The following is a 23,857-nucleotide window of genomic DNA, read 5'->3' on the forward strand; positions in this document are numbered from 1 at the left end:
GCCGATCAGCCCGGAGGACGCGGGCCACCGCCGGGCTGACCGCCGCGCGCGGCGCCCGGCGCTCCGGACCTGAGGGCCGGCAACTCGGCCAGGGTCAGGACGCCGTTCTTGTCGCGATCCAGAAGACCGAACCAGCGGGCGCTGGTCCTTTGCCATTCCTCGGAGGTGATGAACTGATTGACGTCCAGATCGGCGGCCTTGACCGGCTGGGGCACGTTCAGAAGATTGGCCATGGCCAGAGGCGTGGCGGGCGGACGATAGGGGCCCGTGGCGCCCGGGCGTGGGCCGCCCATCCGACTGCCGCCGCCGGGGCCGCCGCCCGGCATGTCCTGCCCGCCGATCTGGTCGTTCAGTGCGGCGCCGCCCATGGGGCCGCCGCCCGGCCGACCGGGCCTGGGTCGGCTTCCCGGTCCGATGCCCCCGGGAGCGCCGCGCATTCCGCCCAGCCGGGCGCCGATCATCGCCTCATAGGCGGCGACTTCACCGGGGCCGATCCGGCCGTCCCGATCCGCGTCGAGAACCATGAACCAGCGCACGCCGTCCGCGTCGAACTCGGCCGGGGTCAGACGCCCGTCGCCATCGCCGTCGGCGCCGCCGAACCAGACCGCCACGCCCGTCTGGCCGGGGGTCGCGTCGAACGGTTCGCCGAAAGGGCTGACGAACACCCTCGGCCCCATGGGCGGAGGGCCGAAGTCGCCATCGGGGCCGGGCGGTCCCCCTTGGGGGCCGGAGGCGCAGGCGCAGGTCATCGCGACCAGGCCGATCACGGCCAGGCTGGGGGTCTTCATGGACTATCCTCGGGTGAAGGCGGTTGTCGCCCGACGGGCGTCAGGCGGGCGGCGGGGGGGCCGGCCGGAACAGCAGAGCGACGATCTTGCCCTCCCCGTTCTGGCCTATGATCCACTGGGTGATCTGGTTGTCGAACCCGACCAGGAACAGCTCCGCGCCGTTCTCGGCCCCGACGTGGGCCAGGGACTGCATCTTGCCGAAGCTCTGGATCAGGGGGGTGATGGCGGCCGACTGCTCCCGCACCTTGCCGGCCAGGCTTTCGGTCATGTCGCCATAGTTGGGCGATCCCGCCTGCATGGCCGCGATGGTGGTCCGCAGCATGGCCTCGGCCGCCGCGATCCTGGCCGGATCGGAGGGCGTCGCCGCGGCGGGCCCGGCGGTCCGGGCCGCCGGAGAAGTCGGGGCGGCCTGGGGCCGGTCGAAGGTGTTGGGCAGGCGGGCGGCGGCCGGTCCGGCGGGCGCCGGAGCCAGCGCGGCCCCGGGCGCGGTCTGGGCCATAGCAGTCAAGGGAGAGGCGAGCGCGGCCGTGGCGAGCAGGATCGACAGGTGACGGATCATCGGCGGGTCTCCAGTCCGGGCGGGCCGGGCGGTCAGCCGTGGATGGCGGACCAAAGCGACAGAACAAGGGCGCCGATCGAGGCGCAGGTTGCGACGATGACACAAACCCCGAGCCAGCGCGGCGTTCCCCTGGCCTGGATGACGACGGGCTCCGGTCGAGGCGGGTCCTGCACCAGCCGCGACACGGCCCGGGCGCCGCTGATCAGCTCGCGCACCGCATCCCGCACCTGGGCCCGGGGCCCGAGTTCACGCAGGATCCAGCGCTCCACCACCGGCTTGGCGGCGGCCCAGAGGTCGTGGTCGGGGTTCAGCCGCCGGGCCACCCCCTCGACCGAGACCATGGTCTTCTGCAGCAGGATCAGCTCGGGCCGCAGATGCATGTCGAACAGGGCGGTGATCTCGAACAGCTGGCCCAGCAGCCGGCCCATCGAGACCTCCGACGCCTGTTTGCCGATCACCGGCTCGCCCACGGCGCGCAGGGCCTGGGCGAAGGCCTCGACCGAATGGTTGGGCGGCACATAGCCGGCCTCGAAATGCACCCGGGCGATGCGCGGATAGTCGCGGTTCAGGAAGCCCCAGAGGATCTCGGCCAGATAGCGCCGCTCCCCCTCGCCCAGACGGCCGACGATGCCGAAGTCGACGGCCGTCAGTTCGGCCGGGGCCGAGGCGAACAGGTTGCCCTCGTGCAGGTCGGCGTGGAAGACGCCGTGGTCCAGGGCCTGGCTGAGGAACGCCCGCACGACATTGTCGGCCAGGGCGTTCTTGTCCAGGCCCGGCTGGTCGACGCAGGCCGGGTCGGTCATGGCCACGCCCTCGGCCCATTCCAGCGTCAGCACCCGCTTGCCGACCCCGTCCCAGATGACGGCCGGGGCGCGCATGTGGCCGGCGCCGTCGGCGGCGGACTTGTCCATCACCTCCTTCATCTCGGAGGCGGCGGCCGCTTCCAGACGCAGGTCCAGCTCCATCTGCATGGACTGGGCGACGGTCTCGACGAAGGCCTGGGGCTCCAGCCGCCGCGCCGCCGGGATCATACGGTTCACCCAGCGCGCGCCTAGTCGCATGGAATCCAGCCCCCGGGCCACGCGCCGCTCGACGCCGGGCCGCAAGACCTTGACCGCCACCTTCCGCCCGTCGGCCAGCCAGGCCGGATGGGCCTGGGCCAGAGAGGCGGCGGCAACGGCGGGCTCGAACCCGACGAACAGGCTTTCGGTCGACCGGCCGATCGACTTCTGGATCTCACGCTTCGCCTCCTCCGTCGAAAAGGGCGGCAGCCGATCCTTCAGCCGGCCCAGATCGGTGGCGAACTCGGTGCCGAAGATGTCGGCCCGGGTGGCCAAGACCTGACCCAGTTTGATCGCCACCGGCCCCAGATGTTCGAAGGCCCGGCCCAGCCTCTGCCCCGGCCGCCCCTCGCGGCCCTCTCGCCCGGCGAACAGGTGGAGGACATGGGCGATCGGGCGGGTCCAGGCCGGCAACAGGGGCGTGATCTCGCGCGGGGCCAGGGCGTCGTGCCGCGCCAGCACCACCAGCCAGCCGACCAGTCGCCAGAAGGCGCCCAGAGGGTCGCGGACGGGGACGGCCTTCGGCGGCTCCGGCGCCGTGCGGTAGGCCCTTTGACGAGAGGTCTGGGGATCGATGGTCAGATCGCCCACCCGAAATGGATCGCCGCGACGCCGCCGGACAGGTTTGTCACCGTCACATTGCGGAAACCGGCGGCCTCGATCATGGCCTTGAACGCCGCCTGATCGGGGAAGCGGCGGATGCTCTCGACCAGATACTGATAGGAGTCACGGTCCTTGGCGACCCAGCCGCCGATGGCCGGAATGGCGTTGAACGACCAGGCGTCATAGGCGCGCCGGATGACCTCCGTCGTCGGCCGCGAAAACTCCAGACACAGGAACCGGCCGCCCGGCTTCAGCACCCGCCGCGCCTCGGCCAGGGCCTGGTCGATATGGGCGACGTTGCGGATGCCGAAGCTGATCGAATAGGCGTCCACCGAGGCGTCCGGCAGGGGCAGGTTCATGGCGTCCCCGACCGACCAGCTGACCTCGGGTTCGCCCGTACCCTTTTCCTCGTCCTTGTGCAGCCCGGCCAGCACCATCTCGGCGTTGTAGTCCATGACGATGACCGAGGCGTCCTCACCGCCGCGTCGTTCCTGGGCCCGGCGCGCCATCCGGGCGTAGCGCCGCGCCATGTCGCCGGTGCCGCCCGCGACGTCCAGAATGGTCTCGCCCGGACGCGGGTTCAGCTTCGCCGCCGCCGCGTCCTTCCACAGCCGATGCACCCCCCCGCTCATGAGGTCGTTCATCAGGTCGTAGTTGGAGGCCACGCTGTCGAACACGCCGCGCACCAGCCGGACCTTCTCGCGATCGTCCACGTCGCGGAAGCCGAAGGAGGAGGCGTGATCCTGGGGCCGGGAATGGGGAGCGGCGGATGTCATATCCGGGGTTTAGACCCTCCGGAGCGCGGCGTCACCGGGGGCGATAGCGGCATCCTTGTCGCGCCCCCGCGTTCGCGCTACCCCGATGAGCCAGGGAGAAGATCAGATGGCCCAAGCTGTTGTTGACGTTGCGGAAACGCTCCAGGCCCTGCCTGACTGGAGCGCCGCGCCCGGCGACCGGCCGGCGATCCGGCGCAAGCTCGTCTTCGCCGATTTCAACGCCGCCTTCGGCTTCATGACCCGCGTCGCCCTGATGGCCGACAAGATGGACCATCACCCAGAATGGTCCAATGTCTACAACCGCGTCGAGGTGCTGCTGACGACGCACGACGCCGGGGGCGTGACCCAACTGGATCTGAAGATGGCCCGTTTCATCGACGAGGCCGCCAAAGCGCTGGGAGGCGAGTGATGGCTGGACGGTTGAACGGCAAGACGGCCCTGATCACCGGCGCCGCCGGGGGGCTCGGAGAGGCCATGGCGCACCGGATGGCCGGCGAAGGCGCCAGGCTGGCCCTGACCGACATCGACGGCGGCCGTGCCGAGGCCCTCGCCGCCGCGATCAATGCGGACCATCCGGGGTCCGCCTTCGGCTTCGCCCATGACGTGGCGTCGGAGGATCAGTGGACGTCCGTCGTCGCCTCGGCGGTCGAGGCGATGGGAAGTCTTTCGGTCCTGGTCAACAACGCCGGCGTCGGCGACCTCCTGACCCTGGTCGAGGCGGACACCGCCGAGAACTGGCAGCGTCAGTTCGAGATCAACCTTCGCTCGGTGATGTTCGGCTGCAAACACGCCATGCCGCATCTGCGCGCCGCCGCGCCGGCGTCGATCATCAACATCTCGTCCATCGCCGGTCTGGCCGGGGCGCCGGGCATGGGCGCCTATAACGCCACCAAGGCCGGGGTCTGGATGTACACCAAGACCGTCGCCCTGGAGACCGCCAAGGCCGGGTGGAACGTGCGGGTCAACTCGGTCCACCCCGTCTTCATCAAGACCCCGATCCTCGACCCCTTCGTGGCCATGGCCCAGGGTGACGCGGACAAGGCCCATGAACGTCTGGCGCGCGGCATTCCCCTGAAACGGATCGGCGAACCCGACGACGTGGCCTGGGCCGTGGTCTATCTGGCCTCGGACGAATCGAAGTTCGTGACGGGGACAGAGTTCAAGATCGACGGCGGCATGACCGCGCAGTGACCCTTTTCATACTCCGTCACCCTCGGGCTTGACCCGAGGGCCGGACCATCCGCCGCTCGTGCGAAGATATCGACGCACGGCTCGCTCCGCGTCCGATCCTCGGGTCAGGCCCGAGGATGACGGCCCGGGGATGACGGAAGGGGATGGGGGTTCACCCCGGAGCCATCACCAAACAGGTCGAGGTGGCCGTCGCGTACAGCGTCCCGTCCATGCCGCGCAACTCCGCCTGCGAGAACGCCGCCCTGCGGCCCATCTGGACCATGGTCCCGACGGCGCGCACGGGCACATCCGCCTTCAGCGCCTTGTGGAAGACGGTCTTCAGCTCCAGCGTCGTATAGTTCCAGCCGGGCTTGAGCATCGAATGAACCGCACAGCCGCAGGCCGAGTCCAGCACGGTCGCCATCCAGCCGCCATGCACCGTGCCGAGGGGATTGTAGACGGCCTTGGTCGGCAGGCCGTCGAAGACGACCCGCCCCTCCTCGATCTCGACCAGTTCGAAGCCGACGGTGCGGGCGATCGGCGCCATGGGGGCGCGGCCTTTGATAGCCAGCCGCAGCTGCTCCACTCCGGACAGGGCGGCGAAATCCAGCGTCAGGGCGCCGGTGGATGCGGTGTCGGCCATGGTCGATCCTTGCGAACGGTCAGTTCACAATAAGGACGGACCCGGATTTGGCAAGCGGCGCCCGGAGGCGGATTGCCTTAAAGGCCCGGCAGCTTGATCCCGCGCGACTGGCGCGGCTGGATCACGATGCCCTGACGACCGGTCAGGGCCTCCAGACGCGCCGCCTCGCTGGCCGCGTCGATGACCAGAGGGCCGCTCGAGCTCTGCGTCGTGGTCGCGCCCTGGGTGGAGGCGTCGCCGCGGCGCCAGAACAGGATGCGGTTGGCCCAGCTCTCTTCCTTGTGCGCCAGGCCGCCGAACTCGTCATCGACGACATAGCGGGCCAGGGGATCGGCGCGGTCTGCGCCGGCGGCGCTGACCAGGGCCTGCTCGCCGCCCGTGCGGGTGATGGCCTGACGCTGACCGAGCAGGATCTGACGCGCGGCGCTTTCGGGGGCCAACTCCTGCGGGCGCGGCTGGCCCGGGTTCGGCGGACGCAGGCCGTATTCCGGCGGCACGCTGAGCGGGGCGGTGGAGACCGTGACGAACTCGTCGGGCACGACCTTGGTCAGGCCGATGGCCTGACGCGTGCTCTGGCAGGCGCCGAGCGACAGGGCCGAAACGGCGACGATGGCGAGAGCGGCGGGACGAAGATGCATCGAGTAACTCGGCTCCGGCGGCGCCCAACGCGGGCGCGCCCAAGGAAACGGATCTGAAAACCTGTCAGAGGATCACTCTGAAAGCGGGTGATTACGACTTTTCGTGGGCCGCGCCAACCGCGGCGGCCTTCCGCTCGGACAGCACGCTGTCGAGGATCAGCAGGATCACCCCCACGGTGATGGCGCTGTCGGCGACGTTGAAGACCCACGGAAAGACGCCCGTGCCCGAAAAATCGAGGAAGTCGACCACATAGCCGAAGCGGATCCTGTCGATGGCGTTGCCGATCGCCCCGCCCATGACCAGACCGATGGCGGCGATCAGCAGCCGACGGTCGGCCTTGGTCGCCCACCAGGCGAGCGCGCCTGCGACCACGACCGAAAACACGCTCAACGCCCAGCGCGCCGCCCCGCCGCCGAACAGGCCGAAGCTGACGCCGGTGTTCTCGACATAGGTCAGATTGAACAGCGGATCGGCGACCAGAACCCGGCCGACGTCGCGCAGCTGGAAGCCGTCCAGCATCCAGACCTTGGTCAGCTGGTCGAAAACGATCACGGCCAAGGCGAGACCGTAGGCGGCCCAGGCGATGCGGGGGATGAACAGGGATTTCGTCATGCGGCGGCTTCGTTAGCAGGCGACGCGGGTCTCGCGAACCCCTTCATCGGCGGCATCAGCGGGGTCCCAGATCGACGGGAAGCGTCTGGCTGGCCAGCAGCCGCTGCATCGTCGCCCAGTGATCCGGCCCCTGCCGCTCGACCCAGGCCTGCACCATGTCGCGGCCCAGTCCGTAGTTGATGACATAGGACCGGTACGCATCAATGAACCTCAGCCGCTGCGCCGCCTTGTCCATCGGCGTCAGGCTGTATTTCGACAGGCGGGCGATCGTCTCCTCCCGTCCGACCCGACCGGCCAGATAGTCGTCGGCGATGGTGTATTCCGCCCGCGCCAGCTGACGCATCAGACCCAGAATCTCGGCCTTCTTCGCCACGTCGGCCGGCGCCAGGCCCGCCATCGGCATCAGCACGTCCCGCTCGAAGGCCTGGGCCTCGTCGCCCGGGAAGGCCAGGTCGATGCCGTAGTTGGCGCTGCCCTCGGCGATCAGGGACATGGGCGAAAACAGGGGATAGACGCTCATCTCCACCCAGCCCTTCTCGCGCACGAAGGTCTGTTCCAGCAGGGCGTTATAGACGTGATGCCCCGGATAGCCCTCATGGCAACCCAGATCGATCGCCCGTTCCGTATAGATGGGGAAGTCGGCGTTGATCTCGATCTTCGAGGCCGCCCCGCCCTGGAAATAGTTGTAGCCGGACCAGGGCTTGTCCCCGACCAGGGCCAGGGTGAAGCTTTCGTTCGCCGGCAGGGCGATGTGACGCATTGTCCGCGCCCGGCATTCGGCGATGGCGGCGTGCATCACTGGCTCCAGCCGATCCTTCGGAATGACGAAGGCCTGGCGGAAGGCGGTCACCCGGTCCAGCAGGGCCCCGGGCCCCGGAACCAGGGCGTCGATCCGCGCCAGCACGGCGTCATAGTCCGACAGGGGCTTCAGCTCCGGTCGGACCCCGAACAGGGCCTCGGCCTCGTCGGCGAAGCTCATCTTCTCGCCCGACAGCATCGTCAGCCGCGCCGCGGCGGCCGAGGCGTGCGCCAGAAGATAGGCCCGGCGCTGCTTCAGCTCCGGCGACAGGCCGCCCGGATCGATCGACCCCAGCCGGGCGATCAGGGATCCGGCGCCGCCCATCAGTTCCGGGACGGTGCGCGGCGCAGCCTTTGCCGCCGCCTGCCACTCGGCCGGCCCGTAATAGGCGTCGACATAGCCGGGCTCCCGCTCGCCGATCTCCAGCGTCAGGGCCACATAGTCGCGCGCGATGGCGTCCAGCGTATCGGCCCCCGCCGCCGGTGGCCGGGTCGCACAGGCCGAGACCAGGGCCGTCAGGCCCGCCACAAGTCCGATCATCCAGCCGCGCATCCACATCCTCCACCGCCGGACCGACCAGCCCGGTCTCAAAGACGCTTCCCTTCCGGCCCCGTTTGACTTACGAAGCCGGTCCCGAAACGCACCCGTAGCTCAGCTGGATAGAGCGTTGCCCTCCGAAGGCAAAGGTCACACGTTCGAATCGTGTCGGGTGCGCCATTTTCTTGGATTACTCAATCCAACCAACGCCTGTCGGCGTGACCCACCCCCACCCACTCCAAAAATGCGTCACACCCCTGCGACACACTGATGTCCGGCAGGCGTCCCGCGCATCTTGCGCGAAGGGGAGCGGTCTATCTGGTCCGTTTCCGGCTTCCTTTTGATCTCGCTCGCATGATGGGGGTGGCGGAATATCGGCGCTCCCTCCACACTTCGGACTTCGGCCTTGCGCGGCGTCGGTGCCTGGCCGCCACAGCGTGGTTCAGATCGACGGTGGAAGATTTGCGGCGGATGAAACACCCAACGAAGGAGGCGCTGGAGGCTGCAGCTGTCGCCTACTTCGACGCACAGGCCATCAAACAGGATCGACCGAGGGGTTACGCCGAAGACGATCTTGAGATCGCGTCAGGCTACGACATCCACCTCGCCCAAGAAGCCATAGACCAGCTCGACGCGGACCTGATCCGCAACGAGTTTTCGGGCCTGACCTACCCGGCGGCCATTTCGTTGACGGAAAATCTTGGCACGAAGCTGGAGGAGTTGGACGACGATCACAGGCTGCTCGTTCTCCAGCTTGCCGCCAGGAGCGTTCGCGAACTGTCCCTTCTGCTGATCCACCGGCTCACCGATCCGTCAGCGCGGTATGCGCCGCACGACCCGCTGTTCGATATCTTGCGAGATGGCCCGGTCCGTCGTTCAGCACCAGCGCCGGCCGGAGCGAGGGTGTCGATCTCGGATGCCTGTGAGGCGTTCAAGCTCAGGCATGCCAAAAAGGAGTTAGGCGCGAGCTCCATCACCGAGCTGAGCCGGGTGCTGGGTTGGCTTGGCGACCGTCATGGTCACGACACGCCTCTGGCCGACCTGACAGCGACCAATCTCAAGGCCTTCCGCGACGATCTGGCCCGTATCGACATTCGCCTGCGGGGTAAAAAGCTGCCCTTCGACAAGCGCCTGACAGCCGCGTCGGATCACCAGATCGGATACGCGACATACTCACGATACTGGCGAGGGCTGCGGCAGTTTTTCAAATGGGCCATCGACGATCAGGTCATCGCAACGGACCCCTCGGCGGTCGCCCCGCCGCCACGACCGAAGAGCACGAAACGTCACTCGCCAGAGGCCTTCACCGTCGATGAGCTCAAGCAGCTTTTCTTGACCCCGCTCTACGCGGGCCACAAGTCAGTCAAGCAGGTCAAAACGCCTGGCACGTGTCTGGTGCGGAATGGCCATTGGTGGTCCGGCGTCCTGCTTCTCCACCTCGGGCTCCGGGCAGGCGAGCTCGCTCAGCTCACGCCAACGGATTTTGTATTCGACGACGACATTCCCCACCTCATCATCACAGATCAGGGGACGGTGAACGGCATCAAGAAGACGGTGAAGAACCAGCCGTCCGTCCGGACCCTGCCCATCCATCCAAACCTGCTCGCCCTCGGACTGAAGGAGTTCGTCGAACTCCGGGGGAAATCAGGATCGGGCGCACAGGTGTTTTCAGTTTTCCGGCTCGGTATCAACCGGTCGAGCGAAGGCGCGACGAGGTTCTGGGGCGATTATCTGAAAATGCACGGCCTCTGGAAGAAGGGCCGAGCCACCCACGTTTGGCGACACACCACCGCCAACTTCCTGAGAAACAGCGGCGCAACCGAAGCGGAGATCGCCGCGACCGTAGGTCATACGGGCGGTGAACAGGCCCTCGGGCCGTCATTCGCCCAGACCAAAGCCTACGGCGGAAGCCTCGCCTTGAAGCGCAAGCTGGAGATCATCTCGAAGCTGGATTTCGAGTTCGACATCGTGGCCGCCTTGGGCGGGCCATATGACCCGAAGCGCCACCGAGCATAGACACCCGAAAGCTGTGGTTGATTGCACCTGTCGTGGTAGGTCGCGATAGCTTGCTGGAACTCGCTTGACCCAATGGCGCGACAAAGTATTCTGAGGACGCCAAGGAGGGCCTGTTGCTACAGGCCCTCTCTTCATTTGGCCTCGTAGCAACTGCTCTCCGCATCACAGGAGAGGCATATGGCTGCGCTGACAGGCTACATTAAAGAACGAGATTTGGCGGAGGAGTTGGGCCGGAGCGTGTGGACGCTTCGTTCTTGGCGGAAGCGTGCTTATGGCCCTTCTGCACGCAAGATCGGCCGGATGGTCGTGTACCTCAGGAGCGAGGTCGACGATTTCATTTTCGAAAGTCAGGAGGCGGCCCAATGAAGGACGCAGCCTCGCACGATATCTTCGCTGTCGCCTATCCGGTCGTTGGAGACGCGCTCCGCGCTCGCACACTGGCCGAGTGCCTATTCTGGTTTCAGAAGGCTGGCCACAAGATCGATGGCGTCCTCGCCGTGTACAAGACCGGAGCTGAGTTGGCGAAGGTGCTCGGAGTGAAGCCGAGAACGGCCAATGCGCACATGAAATGGCTGGCCGAGAAGGGGTTTTGGAGGCTCGTCCGGAAGCCTCGGCCGGGCAACAGTCATCCGTCGCCGGTGACATGGTTCATCCCCTCGGCAACAAGCCTCGAGATGCTTGAGAGGGCGAGGGAAGCGGCAGCCGGAAATGGTGCCGGGAAGCTCATCAAACCGACGTCAGGGAAACAATCGACAGGCAAGAACACTGACCTTCAAATGTCTGTCGGACTGCCCTCCTTTCAGCTTCCGTCCGATCTGCACGGGCAAAGCCAGTTCAACTTCTCCTCCGGAGAGAAGCCTGCGGGGAAGTCGAAAGCGCATTCCTCATCTTGGAACCCGGGGAAGGATGCAGAAGAAACAACGGTGGAGCTCCTAGAGCTCATTAAGGCCTATCAGATCCAAAAGCCGCTGCAGTTGTGGGACCACACCAGCCAGTACCCTTGGATACACGCAAAGCTATTGGCGGACGCCCTGGCGGCATCGACGATATCCCGCCACGAATGGCCGACGTTCGTTCGTGACGTCCATGACCATTGGGCCTTCGTGAGGTCCAATCTTCCCCAGAAATATCAGAACCACCCCAGCAACGCGGCAGGCCCTTCATCAATGCCCCTTGGAGAAGAGGCGGGGACGGTTGTGGCGCTGATCGAGAAACTCTGGGCTGATCAGGAGGCGTCAGCGATAAAGAAGGCAATGCCGAAAAAACTAAAGTTCTAGAACTTCCCTGTCGGGTCACGTCCGCTACGCCGTTTGACACACAAACCACCATCAATACGTCAAACGGCCATGTCGAAACGATACGTTGCATATCTCCGGGTCAGCACGACCCGGCAGGGGGAAAGCGGCCTCGGCCTGGAATCCCAGAGAGAAACCGTCACCCGGTACGTCGCTGACAGCCGGGGCGAGCTTCTAGATGAGTTTGTGGAGGTCGAGAGCGGCAAGCTGAAGGATCGGCCCGGCCTTCTCGCAGCCTTGGCTCTGTGTCGGAAGACATCGGCCTGTCTGGTCATTTCTCGGCTCGACCGTCTGGCGAGGAACGTCGCTTTCGTCTCGTCCCTGATGGACGGTGGGGTCGAGTTCGTGGCCGTGGATGCGCCTTACGCCAACCGGTTGATGCTTCATATTCTCGCGGCCTTCGCCGAGCATGAGCGAGAGATGGTTTCGGCACGGACGAAAGCGGCGCTTCAGGCCGCGAAGGCTAGAGGGGTGATCCTCGGCGCAAACGGTGCCGTACTTGCAGCGAAACGCCGGGCAGAAGCGGTATCGTTCGCTACGACGTTGGCCGATGCGGTGAGGGATATTCGAGCCGATGGCCCAACCACCCTTCAGGTCGTTTCGGACCGCCTGAACGATCTAGGGCTGTTGACCCGCGAGGGCGCGCGATGGTCACCGGGGACAACCCGACGCCTGCTCGCCCGCATTTCGACCATATGAGCCATAGAGAATAGCAGAGGTCATCTAGTTCCCTGATTGACGCCACCGAGTTAACAAAGACGCCTGAAACGTGCTCACCCGCTCGACCTTTAGGACGACGGTCTTATACGATCTGACGATATTGGCGTGCGCAGCAATCAGCGCTATCTGGTAGCTTGGAGCACGATGACCTCTCCCTATTACAGCGACAAATCCAGAAAGCTCATCCTCAAGATGAGTTACCCCACCGGGCTCTATGAGTAGCGGCAAAGGCCGCAAGTTCGACCCGACCGAAGAGCTTGGGATCAACGCGGTCCAGAAGGCCGTGCTTACCTACGGCTGGATTTTTCGAGACAAGCGACAAGCAGATTTTGGAATCGACGGTGAGATTGAGATCGTCTCGGACGACCAAACCGTCACCGGGAAGCTCATCGGCGTCCAGATCAAAAGCGGCCCCTCCTTCTTCAAAGACGCCACCGGCCGCGAACTCCGCTTCTACGCCACGCCAGAGCATCGCAATTACTGGCTGGGTTACGCTGTGCCCGTCGTCATCGCCTTCCACAACCCGGATAATGACGAGACGATCTGGCAGTTTACCGATAGCGCCACGTCGAGCGGCAAGCACTGGCGGATCGATGTTCCTCGCACGAACACATTCAACACCGACGCAAAGACGTCGCTGGCCCAGGCCGCGGCAGCCGGGAAAACACTCAATCAGGTCAGCGCATCACGCATGGTCGACTCCATTGTCGGCGATGTTTCCAAAGGAAAGCAGGCGGCCAAGCCGAAAGAGGTGACGCTCGCGACGGAGCAGGTCGAAGGTGTCGCGCCACTCCTTCAGGCAGAGTTCGGCGAAGCGGGCCTCTCCGCCGCCGCGCTCTCTCAAATCTCCAAGCTGCTCGACGAGAAGCTGGCACCATCCCGACAAACGCCCGCTCCAGCCTCGGTCGATGCTGGTGTCGATCCCCGGCGCGCATCCGAAGACCCCACGCTGCACGCGAAAATCGACCAGCTTCGAGACATCAAGAACGAGGGGGACCCTGCTGTCGCTTACAGGAAACTCGAAGCGCTTCTCCAGCAGATCGACCGAGAGACGAATCCATTCGCCTACTTCCGAGCACTGTCCACGCGCGCCGCCGCCGCCCTAGATCTCGGCAGGGCCGAAGAGAGCTGTGAAGGGTTCGAAGAGGCCTTCGCTCTTGAGCCCCACAACACGAACGCGCTGGCGAATATGGGGCTGGCCGCGCTGATCCAACGCGAGTACGTGAAGGCCCGCGAATATGCGCAGGCGTCCATCGATCTTCCCGATCACCCAGGGCATGTGCTGACGATCCTGCTCGCGGCCGTCGCACGTCTCGATCACGAGGGCGATCCGCGCGAGCTTATCCCGGAAGCGGATCGCGACAAGCCGGAAGCCACCCATGCCGTGCTCGAGTTTCTGCGCGTCCGCAACGACCCGAGTTGGCCCCGTGAAGCCATAGCCGCTCACGAAGCCAAGCCGGACGATCAGGTCGTCAAACGGCTCTGGGCTCTCGGCGTTCTAGAACTCGCCACGACCGACGGACGGTTCGTAACCGGCGGTCAGTCCGACGTACTCGTCGAGGAGGTAAGGCGCGTCGCCGAGTTCCTCCGTGACGAAGTCGAACACAAGATCATCAACGGCTATGCAGACATCGACGACGTGGCGAACGAGGCGACAAACGCCGCCATAGCGTTCCGAATTATCGATGACTATCACTCCGCAGCAGTCTTCCTGAAACGTGTTCAGGGATACGTTGGCCACAACCCCAACATCATGCGCATGCTCGGTTTGAGCCAAGCAATGAGCGGCGACGAAGCCGACGCGCTGGAGACGCTTGCGACCATTCCAGAGGATGGAGAAGCACAGCTTCTTCGCGGGGAAATCCTCGGGCGCGGCGACGCGAAAGCCGGGCTCGAACTTGTGCGTGGCCTAGCCGCCGAAATCATACCCGAACACCACACAAAGAGCCGGCTGATCCTAACCGCCAGCCTCGCGCAACGCGCATCTGACCCTAGGCTGGAAGACGCGCTGAACGCGTTGAGAGCCGATGAAGAGATCGCCCCCTACGCAACGATTATCGAAATCAGGCATCGGTCGGCCTCTGGCGAAGACGACGAGGATTTGGCCGCCGCACTATCGTCGCTTGCCGACCAGATCAAACCCGACGCCCCGTTTTCTCTTCGCCTAACTTTAGCAGAAAGCCTCAAGCGCCACGGTGCGTTCATCAAAGCCTCGCGCCTTCTCGACGGTCACATCGACATCGAACGCGATAGTGATGCCGCACGCCTCTATCTGACGCTTCTGGCGTCAGCGGGCCGCGACACCGATTTCTTCAAAACACTGAAAGCTCTACCCGAGGCTGTGCGCCAAGACCCGGAAACCATCTGGCTGACGACGGTCCATGCCTTCAACCGGGGAGATCTAGACAAAGCTGAACGCCAGTCGAAAAAACTGGCCGAGCGCGACCCGAAAAACCTCAAACCCTTACTACTTCACCTTGAAGCCTTGGTTCGCCGCAGGCGCGACAATGTTATCCGCGAAATCCTTGCCGGGGATGTCGAGAGTCTGGAGACCGAAGGCATCGGCGACCAGACGCGGCTCGCGAGGCTTCTCGTAGCGTTTGGCTATCCCGAACGGGGCCTGGCGCTCTTGTATCGGTTGATGCTGGAGAACCGGGACAATCCCCGGCTTTGGACGAACTTCGGCGGGCTCGTTCTGGGGGCCGAAAGAGGACCGGATTTCACGCTCGATGTAACCGACGTTGCGATCGATACATCCGTTACGCTCTCATTCGAAGGTGGCGGATCGAGCGAGATCGTCGTCGAGCCGAACTCGTATCTACGTAAGCTGGACCCCGATTCTCGCGAGCCGGAGCACCAAGACGTTGCAGCACTTTTGGGTCTGAAAACCGGAGATACTTTCACCCTGCCGGATGGAAGAGGCGGCTGCGTCGCCAATGTCCGGCACAAATTCGTCGCGCGGATGCAGACGGTCCTCCAAGACTTTGAGTCTCGTTTCCCATCCGCAAACGGCTTCAGGAGCATCAGGGTCGATGTCGAAGCCGAAGGTGGTCTGGACGCGATCAAAGCCGTCCTGAAAGACCGACGGGATTTCGTGGAATCCGAAGCGGAAGCCTACGAAAAAAATCAACTGCCGCTCGCGATCTTCGCCCATCGCGTCGGTATCAGCCCCATCGACGCCGCCGGCGGCTTGGCTGAGAGCGGCAGATACTTCCAAGTCGCATTCGGAAATGAGGCGGAGCGTATTGCCGCAACCAAGAGCATCGATTCGAATGCTTGCGCAGGCGCTGTGGTCGACGCGCAGACGTTCTGGACTATCTGGGATCTGGGCGTCACCGAGGTCGTTCAGGCGACGGTTGGCAAGCTTCATTATACCGCCGCCTGTCTCTACGAGTTGCATGAACGATTAGAGCGACTGACCGACCACAAACAGGACGAAGGTCAATCGACCATGTCCATCGACAATGGCCGGATCGTGCTGAAGGAACTCGGTCCCGATGAGGTCAAAGGCGCAGCAGATTCCCTCAGAAACGCGATCAAATGGCTTGAGGAAAACGCCATACTCGCGGCCGCCGAGATACCAGACGCCTTGCCGGATGAAATCCGTCAAAGTCTCGTCGATCTCCCCAAACCGATCTTCGATGAGATTTTTGTGGCGAAGAAGCGGAACATTCTTCTCCTTGTCGATGACCTTCGCATGCGTCTCTGGAGCCGAGCGCTGGACGTCGAGAAATCAAGCTGGCTCCACTGGGTTCTCGGGCACGCCGTGGACAACAGCATGGCCGATATGTCGTCCTACGCGATTTGGAGCGCCAAGCTTATTGCTCGCCGTCAGAACTATATCGGCTTGGGCCCGCAGGTCCTTGTGGACGCGCTACGGGCGGATGTGGCGGCTGGCCTCAAACAGCCTGGAGAGATATTCCTGACGCTGGCTCGCTGCTTCGGCGGCAACGCGGCTGACGTCGAATCCCACATCCGGGTTGTTGCTCAAACAATCCATTTGATCTGGGGCAATATGGATTTTTGGCACATACGGGAGGCAGCTACGGGTGCCCTTCTCGATCGGCTCACTATCGGGCGTCGCGATGACTACAAGTGGATTTTGTCCGCCCTCATTCAGGTCTTCCGCAGACTGAAACCTTCGGTGTCGATCTACATTTTTGGATGGGCCAAAGGCCACTTCATAACACTGAAGCTATCCTAGTCTGACTTGCCTGTTTTCCGGCTGGGTAATCCAAGGCGGGCTTTGTCGGGCGGTAGCCATCGCGAAATCGCTGGAAGGGGTACAAGTCCGAACCCCCGGCATTTCTCAGTGATAGCGCCACTTTCGTCTGCAAGAATGGCTTATTACACGACCATAATCGCGAGCCGATTTCACTACCCTGCCAAGCCATGACGACCACGCTCCGAGGAACATCACCTCGGAGAGATCATGCATCAGAGCCTCGATTTGCTCGTGGAGGAGGCATCCGCCTGGACGGCTCGCTGGGCGACGTTGGAGCCGCAGCCGGCGCTCGTCGATCCTGAACATCGCTACCGGATCCGCAGCTCGTTTCAGAAATCCATCCGGCGCGGTCAGGTCGGTCGAGCAGTGACGATGGCCCTGGCTCTCCATCGACTAGACCCTCGCTATGCGTGGCGATCCGCCCTTACTGTGGCAGTCGAAGATATAGGGATCGGTTTACCCGATGCCGTCTTCTGGGCGACTGCGGGGCAGAGGGTGGGGTTCAGAAGGGCGGTCGGCGAACTCCCGTTCCTGATCGCATTGACCCGCTGCATGGCCCTCGCGGTGAAATCGCGATCCGCCATCGAGATCGCCTTCGTCACCGAGACTGGCGAGCCCGAAATATTCCGACTGTTCGGGGGCATGACCACCGGCCGGTTGCTCGCCAGAGTTAGCCCGGACGACCCCTATGAGACCTTTGCTGCCGTGTCGGTTCTGCGTGGCGTCGTCCCCAAGGCGTATCGTGTTCGCCCTCCCGATCAGGCCGGCCTCATCGCCGCCTGCGAGATCATCGCTGATCAGACTGAACCGTGCATTGCACGGGCCTGCCGAGCGGCGCTCCTCCACCCGCTGGATGAGATGAGCCTCGGGCTCGTTGCAGCGGCGCTGCTCCGATCCAGCAGCGGACCGCCGCTGACACGATATGACCCGATGCCCGACAGCGTGATGATCGACGGCTTCCCATCCGAAACATTCGACCAGCACGAACGGCTGGGTCGGCGAGCTATCGGCCAGTTCACCAAGGCGCTCCTGCCGGACCTCCCTGAGCTCCAGCGTCTGTCGCCGTCGAAAGCGCAGGCGGCAGTGTCGGACGCCATCTTCGTTGAGGAGACGCAGTGCCTCGACCAATGGATCGGCGGCGCAGATTTGGATCGGCTTAGGGACGAGGCCGACCGGTTCAGCCTGACCCGACATGGACTGTCGGCCGATGACGGCGAGGCTGTCCGTCGTTCGGTCCGAGATCGTCTACCGGCGCTGAACGATCTCCGCCGGACAGTCGTCAGAGACGCTCAGTAGCCGGTTCGCTTACTTCCTATCCGTAGGCGGCGACTTGCCCGCCATTGATCGCCCGAGACGAAACTGGGTGGCTTCCGGTCGCGGCTTAAGGGCCGCGTCGATCATCGGTTCGAGCCATTCTAGTTCTTTATCCGACAACATCGACAGTCGGGCTGTCAGGTTCAGGAGCCTGCCTCTGCTCCCGACGCCTCGAGGCATATCAGGCGCAAAGAGCTCGGATGGATCTACCTCAAGTGCCTCCGCGATCTTCCCGATATTAGGGAACCTCGCAGCGACCACACCGCGCTCAATGCGATTGATCGTTTCATGGCTGAGGCCGGAATGTTCCGCGAGCTGCTGTTGGGTCCACCCCTTCTCGCGCCGACGCGCCGCGACCAGTCGACCAAATCTCTCTCGCAACGGGTCCATCAACGCACCTTCCGATACGCAGAGGGATAGAGGGGACAGCGAGAAGGGTTAGGACTGCTAAATACGGAAAAAGGTAAATCCGTATTCTATTGCAATCAACGTCACTTTCCATACGCTTTGGCCAACCACGGAGGGGAGCGATGACCGAGAACGGGAACGACGGGACACCAGCGTCGGGAGAGGCAAAACCCGACCGGGTGCTTTCGGCATTCGGCTGGGCGTTTGGTCTGGTGGCCGTGGCGTTCGGCCTGGGTTCGTTCATGGCCGGTGGTCCCCGCATGGGCTGGGGCTTGCTGCTCGCGGGCATCCTTCTCCTGCCCCCGGCCGGGAAGGTGCTTGGCGCGGCCCACCCGATTTTCCGCCGGCCCATGATCCCGGGACTGACAGCTGTCGCAGTGGGCGTGCTCCTGCTGATCATCAACCCGTTCGGGCGGGCGACCAGTCCCACGACATCGACCGGCGGCGACCCCGCTGCAAAATCCACATCTGTCGAGAAGGCGGGGGTAGCGGCTGGCTCAAGACCCGCCGTCGATTTGGTCGGCCAAAGCGATCCGATGCGACCCGCTCAGGATGCGCTGAACCGTGGCGAGGTGACCAAGGCCGTTACGGCTTTCTTCTCGTCGGCTGTCCCACAGGAACGCAGGACCTCACCGGAAGGCCAGCAACTGAGGGCGGCTATTCAGAAGGCGATGGACGAGGGCTCCGGGAGCACTCCGTCGGATCGCGCATCGGAGGCCTTCAAAGCGCAACAGCAGGCTTTATCGGGGCTCGCCACATCTGCACCCGAAACGCCCGAAGCGATCTGGCAGAGGGTGTCTGCGTATGAGGAGGTGGCTCGCGTACTCTCGGAGCATCCGGCGGCTTCGTTTGATCCCACTACTGCTGCAGAACGTACGAAACTCGTAGCCGCAGCTTCGGCAAAGCAGCGGGCCGACTTCCCCGTCCTGAGAAGGGCCTACGGAAAGATCATCGGCCGTGCCATGTGGGAACAGGACGTCGAAGTGATCGTCGAAGGCTCAGGCAACCGGACCATTCGGTTCATTGCCGCCATGTTCGCGGCGAACCGCAACATCGGATCCGCCCAAAGCGGAGCGTCTCAGCACCTGCACAAGCTGCGGTTTGGACGCTCCCAGTACGAGTGGTACCGGGGCAGCGAAGGCCAAGTTTACAGCTTGGAGGTGCCGTCGGACAGCGCCGTTGGAGAATGGGCAGCTGGCGATTTCACTGAAGTCAGCCTTTAGGCATTGAGCCAACCAACCCTAAGTTAGGGCTTCGCCGGGGGCGGAGGAGGCGGAGGCGGAGGAGGCGGAGGAGGCGGTGGCGGGGTGCTTCCATGATCCTTATAGATATCTCTGCGCTCGGGCGGTTGAGTTGTGGGAGCCACAATGTCCTCGACAATCTACGCTGTTGCTCCCCAACGTTTACGCGCTCTGATAATTAGTCAAGCTGAACGGCGGCTAGCTGACCAGAACAGCTTCGCTCAAGCGGCGGACGCCCGCGCTGCAACCATCACCGGAGCATCATCAGCTCTGGCGGCCGCTTCGGCTGGCCTGCTGGGCGTAGCACTTACAGGCACTCCAAACTTCCCTCTAGCTGCGGGCTCGGTTGTCGGAGTTGTTGGATTTGCAACAGCGGCGCATCACGCTCTCAGATCAGCTAGATGTCTCCAGTTCCACGCCGCTGGATATCCTCCGAATGCATTCGTCGAGGATATTGACGGGCAAAAATCTCAAGCTTTGATCGAGGCCGAGATGATGGCCGAGTTGGATACTCGATTGGCTTTCAATAGCGAAGTGCTGAGAGACCGAGGTGACATGATCGACGCGGCGTTAAAACGGTTATGGGCTACGCCATTCTACGTCGGTCTGGCGATTGCGATCACGTGGTGCGCTGGAGCGGCACTGCCGAACGCTTGAAATCCACCGACTACTATCGGCCGATGGTGATGGTATGCGGCCGAACGTAACGACCCTCGCTCGCTGACCCCGAGCGACACAACCGCGCGACACAAACCCGCTCCACAAATGCTGACAGTCCGATACGATACAACGACTTAGGGAGGTCGATGTGGTACAGAGCATTTCGTGTCGGGTGCGCCATTCCCCTGAAATCGCCGTCGCCTGTTGACCCGCGCCCGCGAATGGCGATGAAGGCTGTCACGCCTCGCTCGTTCCGTCTTTCCAGAAAGCCGCCCCATGTCCTCCGGATTGATCGCCCTCATCGACGACGTGGCCGCCATCGCCAAGCTGGCCGCCGCCTCTCTCGATGACATGAGCGCCGCCGCCGGGCGGGCGGGTTCCAAGGCGATCGGGGTGGTGGTGGACGACGCCGCCGTGACGCCCCGCTACGTCACCGGTCTCAGCCCCCAGCGCGAGCTGCCGATCATCGGCAAGATCGCCATGGGCTCCCTGCGCAACAAGTTCCTGTTCCTGCTGCCCGCGGCCCTGCTGCTCACCAGTTTCGCGCCCTGGATCATCACGCCGCTCCTGATGTGCGGCGGCGCCTATCTGGCCTTCGAGGGGGCCGAGAAGCTGATGGCGGCCTTCGGCGGCGGCCATCACGGCCCGGCCGAGGACGCGACGCCTGTCGATCAGGACGCGGCCCATATCGAGAAGACCACCGTGGCCGGTGCCGTGCGCACGGACCTGATCCTGTCGGCCGAGATCATGGCCATCGCCCTGGCCGATGTCGCCGAGGAGCCCCTGCTGACCCAGGCCGTGGTCCTGGCCATCGTCGGCCTGGCCATCACCATCGGCGTCTATGGCGTCGTTGCCCTGATCGTGAAGATGGACGACATCGGCCTGCATCTGGCCCAGGGCCGCAACCCCGCCCTCAAGGGTCTGGGCCGGGGTCTGGTCAAGGCCATGCCCGTGGTCATGTCGGTCCTGGCCGTGGTCGGCACCGCCGCCATGCTGTGGGTCGGGGGCGGCATTCTGGTTCACGGCGCCCATGAACTGGGCCTCCACTGGCCGTCCGAGCCGATCGAGCATATGGCCCATGCGGTGGGCGCCGCCCTGCCCTTCGGCGGCGTGGCGGCCTGGCTGGTCACCGCCCTTTGCTCGGCCATCGTCGGTGTCATCGTCGGCGCGGTGATCGCCGTGGCGATGCATCAGGTGGCGAAACTCAGAGGCAAGTCCGGCGCCCACTAGTGACGCCCGCTGAAATGCTTACGGCGACGGTTGAAGCCGACGCGCGACGCACGCCATAGACGGATCATGACCGTTCAAATCTTCAACGGCCGCGGCCGTCGCGCCCGCACCCTGAACACCACCCCCACCGGCAGCTGGGCGCTTCGTCTGTTCATGCGCTGGTTCGCCCGCGCGCGCTGACCGTTGCGCGTGGCAGCCGACGAGACGTCAGATCGTCGGCACAGACCTGGATCGGGATTTCAGGGACGTCCGAACCTGGGACGAATGGCGGAGAGGGTGGGATTCGAACCCACGGTACCCTTCCAGGCACGCCGCATTTCGAGTGCGGTACATTCGACCACTCTGCCACCTCTCCGCGAGGTCGAGAAACGCTTTGGTCGAGCGAGCGGCTTCTCTAATGAAACCCGGCGGCTATCGCAAGCGGCATCCGGCCGGTTTTTGCTCCGAACGCGACGGAGCGCGTCAGCGCAGGGCGGGCAGGGCCAGGCCCGGGGCCTGACCGCCCTGGGGGTCCGCGCCGGTGAAGCGGAACAGTTCGGCGGGGCGGCCGCCGGTGGCGGCGGACATCCGGCCGGTCGGCTCGACCAGGCCGGTGCGCTCCACGCCACGGCGGAAATTCTGCTTGTGCAGCGACAGGCCGGCGACGGCCTCGGCCGCCGCCTGAAGCTCCGACAGGGTGAAGGTCTCGGCGGTCAGTTCGAACAGGACCGGGCGGTACTTCAGCTTGCCGCGCAAACGCCCGAGCCCGGTCGCCAGGATGCGGCGGTGGTCCGACGCCATGACCCGTCCCGGCCCCGCGACACGGGGGGCCAGGTTCTGATCCCGCGCCACCTCCTCGACCAGACCGGCCTCGTAGAGCAGTTCATAGCGCTCGAGCACCCGTTCCTCGTTCCAGCGCGCCTCGCCCCCCAGGGCGAACAGGCTGTCGGCCCGCGCCGTCCGGGCGGGGTCGTCCGAGGCCCAGGCGGCCAGACCCTCGGCGATGGAGGCGACGGCCGCGTCCCCGCCACGTCGATCCTCCCACGGGAAGATGTCGAACACCGGGGTCCAGCGGCTGTCTGCGCCGCCCGTCTCGCGCGTCAGGGCCAGATAGCCGACCGAGATCTCGCGCAGCCGACCCGGGCCCGGCGTGGCGCGCGGTGCGTCCCGTCCGGCGTCGCCGAAGGTATAGAGCTGTTCCACGAACCCGGGGCGGAAAGTGGTCTGGTCGGCGACGAAGGCGCGCAGCGAGAGTTCGAAGGTGCGGTCGCGGGCCGGGTCGAACGGACCGAAAGGCAGGGCCAGGGGCCCGTCTCCGTCGCCGTGGGTGGTCAGGACGCTGAGGACACGGCCCCGGAGCGCCATGACCACGGCGGACAGTCCGATCCGAACGCCCTGGTCCCCCCCGCCGGCCATGGCTATTCCGTATGCCAGGCGTCGGTGGGCGCAAGTATGCCGACGGCCTGGCCGAGCACGCGGTACCGCTCCAGATAGCGGGCCTGGGCCACGGCGGCGGGCAGGGGGTCGATGACCAGGTCGTATCCGGGCGGCGGGGCGCCGAACAGCTTCAGCGACTCGGTCCGGCCGAATCCCGCCAGCTGGGTCGCCTCGAAGAAGGCGCAGGCCCGGTCGGCCTTCTTGATGAGGGTCTTGATCGCGACCGGCGATTTCGGCGGCAGGCCGAACCGCACGTGGATGGCGTGCTCGAGCCGCGCCTCGAAGGCCTTGTAGTTCATGCCGAGGGCCGACTTGAACGGCGAGATCATGTCCCCGATCACATATTCCGAGGCGTCGTGCAGGAGGGCCGCCAGCCGCCATTTCGGGTCCAGGCCCGGCTGGATGTGAGCGGCGATCTCCTCGACCACGCAGGAGTGCTGGGCCACCGAAAAGGCGTGTTCGCCGATCGTCTGGCCGTTCCAGCGGGCCACACGCGCCAGACCGTGGGCGATGTCCTCGATCTCGATGTCGAAAGGCGAGGGATCCAGCAGGTCCAGCCGGCGGCCCGACAGCATGCGCTGCCAGGCGCGCGGGGCCTGGGGCTTCGGACTACGGGTTTTCGCGACGGCGGGCTCGTCCAAGTGTCTGACCTTCGGATGACGGCAGCGTCAGGTGACGCATCCGCAACCGGGGATCAAGGGCGGGACGTGAATTCAAGAGGCTTACTGCCCGACATTCAGGGTCACCAGGTCGCGGGCGTCGTCGAAGATGCGGTCGCGATTGCCCTCCTTGGCCCGGACCGTGGCGACCACGATCGGACCGCCGCGCGGCCCGCGGGCCTCGTAGCCGACCAGCGCCCATCCGCCCGGCCGGGGCTGTCCGTCGGTGAGGATATAGTGGGCGCGGATCGCCTCGCCCGGCGCCGTGGCCCGGACCTCGGTGGCCTCGTCGGTGGCGTTGACGCTGACGCTCGAGGTCGTGGTCTGCACCCCCTGGCCGTCGCTGGCCTTGATGTGCATGCCGCCGATCTGGACATTGGCCTTGTCCCCCTCCGCCTCGATGCGGATGCCGGGCAGGCGCACGCTGGCCTTGTCGTCCTGGGCCACGATGCGCACGCCGGGCGCCGTCACCGAAGCGGCTTCGCC

The 23,857-nt window shown here is 64.9% G+C and carries 21 protein-coding genes, 2 tRNA genes and 1 pseudogene; 11 read left to right on the top strand and 13 right to left on the bottom strand.

What is annotated here, in order from left to right; translation table 11 throughout:
• Positions 1-5: 5 nt before the first annotated feature.
• Genes ACT6QK_RS01605 through ACT6QK_RS01620 form a run of 4 tightly spaced genes read right to left on the bottom strand, consistent with a single transcriptional unit; the run spans position 6 to position 3,787 of the window.
• Positions 6-788 (bottom strand): hypothetical protein, encoded by a 783-nt coding sequence (locus ACT6QK_RS01605; RefSeq protein WP_444596078.1) that lies wholly within the window; start codon positions 786-788, stop codon positions 6-8.
• 40 nt (positions 789-828) lie between these two features.
• Positions 829-1,347 carry a hypothetical protein gene (locus ACT6QK_RS01610; protein WP_444596079.1) on the bottom strand — a complete coding sequence of 173 codons (519 nt, stop codon included), beginning with the start codon at positions 1,345-1,347 and terminating at the stop codon, positions 829-831.
• A 32-nt stretch (positions 1,348-1,379) separates the two neighbouring features.
• On the bottom strand, positions 1,380-2,999 hold the full coding sequence (gene ubiB / locus ACT6QK_RS01615; protein ID WP_444596080.1) for a 2-polyprenylphenol 6-hydroxylase: 1,620 nt from the start codon (positions 2,997-2,999) through the stop codon (positions 1,380-1,382).
• Positions 2,987-3,787, bottom strand: coding sequence for a class I SAM-dependent methyltransferase (locus tag ACT6QK_RS01620; protein ID WP_444596081.1), 801 nt, complete (start codon positions 3,785-3,787; stop codon positions 2,987-2,989). Before ACT6QK_RS01620 ends, ubiB begins: the two co-directional genes overlap by 13 nt.
• Before the next feature lie 106 nt (positions 3,788-3,893).
• Here ACT6QK_RS01620 and ACT6QK_RS01625 point away from each other — a divergent pair, with 106 nt between their 5' ends.
• Together ACT6QK_RS01625 and ACT6QK_RS01630 are read left to right on the top strand one after the other, a co-directional pair.
• On the top strand, positions 3,894-4,196 hold the full coding sequence (locus tag ACT6QK_RS01625; protein WP_444596082.1) for a 4a-hydroxytetrahydrobiopterin dehydratase: 303 nt from the start codon (positions 3,894-3,896) through the stop codon (positions 4,194-4,196).
• Positions 4,196-4,978, top strand: a complete 783-nt coding sequence (locus ACT6QK_RS01630; protein WP_444596083.1) for an SDR family oxidoreductase — start codon at positions 4,196-4,198, stop codon at positions 4,976-4,978. Before ACT6QK_RS01625 ends, ACT6QK_RS01630 begins: the two co-directional genes overlap by 1 nt.
• Before the next feature lie 151 nt (positions 4,979-5,129).
• Here ACT6QK_RS01630 and ACT6QK_RS01635 read toward each other — a convergent pair whose 3' ends face one another.
• The 4 genes from ACT6QK_RS01635 to ACT6QK_RS01650 form a co-directional block, all read right to left on the bottom strand.
• Positions 5,130-5,600 (bottom strand): PaaI family thioesterase, encoded by a 471-nt coding sequence (locus ACT6QK_RS01635; protein ID WP_444596084.1) that lies wholly within the window; start codon positions 5,598-5,600, stop codon positions 5,130-5,132.
• A 77-nt stretch (positions 5,601-5,677) separates the two neighbouring features.
• Positions 5,678-6,238 carry a DUF3035 domain-containing protein gene (locus ACT6QK_RS01640; protein ID WP_444596085.1) on the bottom strand — a complete coding sequence of 187 codons (561 nt, stop codon included), beginning with the start codon at positions 6,236-6,238 and terminating at the stop codon, positions 5,678-5,680.
• Between the two features lie 91 nt (positions 6,239-6,329).
• The gene (gene lspA / locus ACT6QK_RS01645; RefSeq protein ID WP_444596100.1) at positions 6,330-6,839 is read right to left on the bottom strand and encodes a signal peptidase II; all 510 of its coding nucleotides are present in this window, start codon (positions 6,837-6,839) and stop codon (positions 6,330-6,332) included.
• Between the two features lie 67 nt (positions 6,840-6,906).
• Positions 6,907-8,202: a hypothetical protein gene (locus ACT6QK_RS01650; protein ID WP_444596086.1), complete on the bottom strand. Its 1,296-nt coding sequence runs from the start codon at positions 8,200-8,202 to the stop codon at positions 6,907-6,909.
• An 88-nt stretch (positions 8,203-8,290) separates the two neighbouring features.
• Between ACT6QK_RS01650 and ACT6QK_RS01655 the strand changes: the two genes are divergently transcribed.
• The 6 genes from ACT6QK_RS01655 (at position 8,291) to ACT6QK_RS01680 (ending at position 17,739) form a co-directional block, all read left to right on the top strand.
• Positions 8,291-8,367 (top strand) — tRNA-Arg (locus ACT6QK_RS01655).
• A 90-nt stretch (positions 8,368-8,457) separates the two neighbouring features.
• Entirely contained in the window at positions 8,458-10,203 is a 1,746-nt protein-coding gene (locus ACT6QK_RS01660; RefSeq protein WP_444596087.1) for a DUF6538 domain-containing protein, read from the top strand.
• A gap of 362 nt (positions 10,204-10,565) precedes the next feature.
• Positions 10,566-11,480, top strand: coding sequence for a hypothetical protein (locus ACT6QK_RS01665; protein ID WP_444596088.1), 915 nt, complete (start codon positions 10,566-10,568; stop codon positions 11,478-11,480).
• Between the two features lie 69 nt (positions 11,481-11,549).
• A complete protein-coding gene (locus ACT6QK_RS01670; protein ID WP_444596089.1) occupies positions 11,550-12,197 on the top strand; it encodes a recombinase family protein in 648 nt (215 codons plus the stop codon).
• Between the two features lie 235 nt (positions 12,198-12,432).
• On the top strand, positions 12,433-16,422 hold the full coding sequence (locus ACT6QK_RS01675; protein WP_444596090.1) for a DUF4365 domain-containing protein: 3,990 nt from the start codon (positions 12,433-12,435) through the stop codon (positions 16,420-16,422).
• 228 nt (positions 16,423-16,650) lie between these two features.
• Positions 16,651-17,739, top strand: a complete 1,089-nt coding sequence (locus ACT6QK_RS01680; protein WP_444596091.1) for a hypothetical protein — start codon at positions 16,651-16,653, stop codon at positions 17,737-17,739.
• Between the two features lie 9 nt (positions 17,740-17,748).
• Here ACT6QK_RS01680 and ACT6QK_RS01685 read toward each other — a convergent pair whose 3' ends face one another.
• Positions 17,749-18,147 carry a helix-turn-helix domain-containing protein gene (locus ACT6QK_RS01685; RefSeq protein ID WP_444596092.1) on the bottom strand — a complete coding sequence of 133 codons (399 nt, stop codon included), beginning with the start codon at positions 18,145-18,147 and terminating at the stop codon, positions 17,749-17,751.
• 140 nt (positions 18,148-18,287) lie between these two features.
• Here ACT6QK_RS01685 and ACT6QK_RS01690 point away from each other — a divergent pair, with 140 nt between their 5' ends.
• From ACT6QK_RS01690 to ACT6QK_RS01700, 3 genes are all read left to right on the top strand, one after another.
• Positions 18,288-19,388: a hypothetical protein gene (locus tag ACT6QK_RS01690; RefSeq protein WP_444596093.1), complete on the top strand. Its 1,101-nt coding sequence runs from the start codon at positions 18,288-18,290 to the stop codon at positions 19,386-19,388.
• Positions 19,389-19,532: 144 nt separating this feature from the next.
• Positions 19,533-20,063: a hypothetical protein gene (locus ACT6QK_RS01695; RefSeq protein ID WP_444596094.1), complete on the top strand. Its 531-nt coding sequence runs from the start codon at positions 19,533-19,535 to the stop codon at positions 20,061-20,063.
• Positions 20,064-20,342: 279 nt separating this feature from the next.
• Positions 20,343-21,296 carry a DUF808 domain-containing protein gene (locus ACT6QK_RS01700; protein ID WP_444596095.1) on the top strand — a complete coding sequence of 318 codons (954 nt, stop codon included), beginning with the start codon at positions 20,343-20,345 and terminating at the stop codon, positions 21,294-21,296.
• 265 nt (positions 21,297-21,561) lie between these two features.
• On the opposite strand, the gene ACT6QK_RS01705 is transcribed toward ACT6QK_RS01700, so the two are convergent.
• From ACT6QK_RS01705 to ACT6QK_RS01720, 4 genes and pseudogenes are all read right to left on the bottom strand, one after another.
• Positions 21,562-21,651: transfer RNA gene (locus ACT6QK_RS01705), tRNA-Ser, on the bottom strand.
• A gap of 107 nt (positions 21,652-21,758) precedes the next feature.
• Positions 21,759-22,691, bottom strand: a complete 933-nt coding sequence (locus ACT6QK_RS01710; protein WP_444596096.1) for an NUDIX hydrolase — start codon at positions 22,689-22,691, stop codon at positions 21,759-21,761.
• Positions 22,692-22,693: 2 nt separating this feature from the next.
• On the bottom strand, positions 22,694-23,287 hold the full coding sequence (locus ACT6QK_RS01715; RefSeq protein WP_444596101.1) for a YfbR-like 5'-deoxynucleotidase: 594 nt from the start codon (positions 23,285-23,287) through the stop codon (positions 22,694-22,696).
• 147 nt (positions 23,288-23,434) lie between these two features.
• A pseudogene (locus tag ACT6QK_RS01720) lies at positions 23,435-23,857 on the bottom strand (methyltransferase type 11); the annotation flags it as partial.

It is taken from the genome of Brevundimonas sp. (genome assembly GCF_052436175.1).
In the GTDB taxonomy this organism is placed as follows: Bacteria; Pseudomonadota; Alphaproteobacteria; order Caulobacterales; family Caulobacteraceae; genus Brevundimonas.

Bases quoted from the DNA above. Each gene is read 5' to 3' on its own strand.
- ACT6QK_RS01605 (WP_444596078.1), bottom strand. From the start codon at position 788: ATGAAGACCCCCAGCCTGGCCGTGATCGGCCTGGTCGCGATGACCTGC.
- ACT6QK_RS01610 (WP_444596079.1), bottom strand. From the start codon at position 1,347: ATGATCCGTCACCTGTCGATCCTGCTCGCCACGGCCGCGCTCGCCTCT.
- ACT6QK_RS01620 (WP_444596081.1), bottom strand. From the start codon at position 3,787: ATGACATCCGCCGCTCCCCATTCCCGGCCCCAGGATCACGCCTCCTCC.
- ACT6QK_RS01625 (WP_444596082.1), top strand. From the start codon at position 3,894: ATGGCCCAAGCTGTTGTTGACGTTGCGGAAACGCTCCAGGCCCTGCCT.
- ACT6QK_RS01630 (WP_444596083.1), top strand. From the start codon at position 4,196: ATGGCTGGACGGTTGAACGGCAAGACGGCCCTGATCACCGGCGCCGCC.
- ACT6QK_RS01635 (WP_444596084.1), bottom strand. From the start codon at position 5,600: ATGGCCGACACCGCATCCACCGGCGCCCTGACGCTGGATTTCGCCGCC.
- ACT6QK_RS01640 (WP_444596085.1), bottom strand. From the start codon at position 6,238: ATGCATCTTCGTCCCGCCGCTCTCGCCATCGTCGCCGTTTCGGCCCTG.
- ACT6QK_RS01650 (WP_444596086.1), bottom strand. From the start codon at position 8,202: ATGCGCGGCTGGATGATCGGACTTGTGGCGGGCCTGACGGCCCTGGTC.
- ACT6QK_RS01660 (WP_444596087.1), top strand. From the start codon at position 8,458: ATGTCCGGCAGGCGTCCCGCGCATCTTGCGCGAAGGGGAGCGGTCTAT.
- ACT6QK_RS01665 (WP_444596088.1), top strand. From the start codon at position 10,566: ATGAAGGACGCAGCCTCGCACGATATCTTCGCTGTCGCCTATCCGGTC.
- ACT6QK_RS01670 (WP_444596089.1), top strand. From the start codon at position 11,550: ATGTCGAAACGATACGTTGCATATCTCCGGGTCAGCACGACCCGGCAG.
- ACT6QK_RS01675 (WP_444596090.1), top strand. From the start codon at position 12,433: ATGAGTAGCGGCAAAGGCCGCAAGTTCGACCCGACCGAAGAGCTTGGG.
- ACT6QK_RS01680 (WP_444596091.1), top strand. From the start codon at position 16,651: ATGCATCAGAGCCTCGATTTGCTCGTGGAGGAGGCATCCGCCTGGACG.
- ACT6QK_RS01685 (WP_444596092.1), bottom strand. From the start codon at position 18,147: ATGGACCCGTTGCGAGAGAGATTTGGTCGACTGGTCGCGGCGCGTCGG.
- ACT6QK_RS01690 (WP_444596093.1), top strand. From the start codon at position 18,288: ATGACCGAGAACGGGAACGACGGGACACCAGCGTCGGGAGAGGCAAAA.
- ACT6QK_RS01695 (WP_444596094.1), top strand. From the start codon at position 19,533: ATGTCCTCGACAATCTACGCTGTTGCTCCCCAACGTTTACGCGCTCTG.
- ACT6QK_RS01700 (WP_444596095.1), top strand. From the start codon at position 20,343: ATGTCCTCCGGATTGATCGCCCTCATCGACGACGTGGCCGCCATCGCC.
- ACT6QK_RS01710 (WP_444596096.1), bottom strand. From the start codon at position 22,691: ATGGCCGGCGGGGGGGACCAGGGCGTTCGGATCGGACTGTCCGCCGTG.
- ACT6QK_RS01715 (WP_444596101.1), bottom strand. From the start codon at position 23,287: ATGCTGTCGGGCCGCCGGCTGGACCTGCTGGATCCCTCGCCTTTCGAC.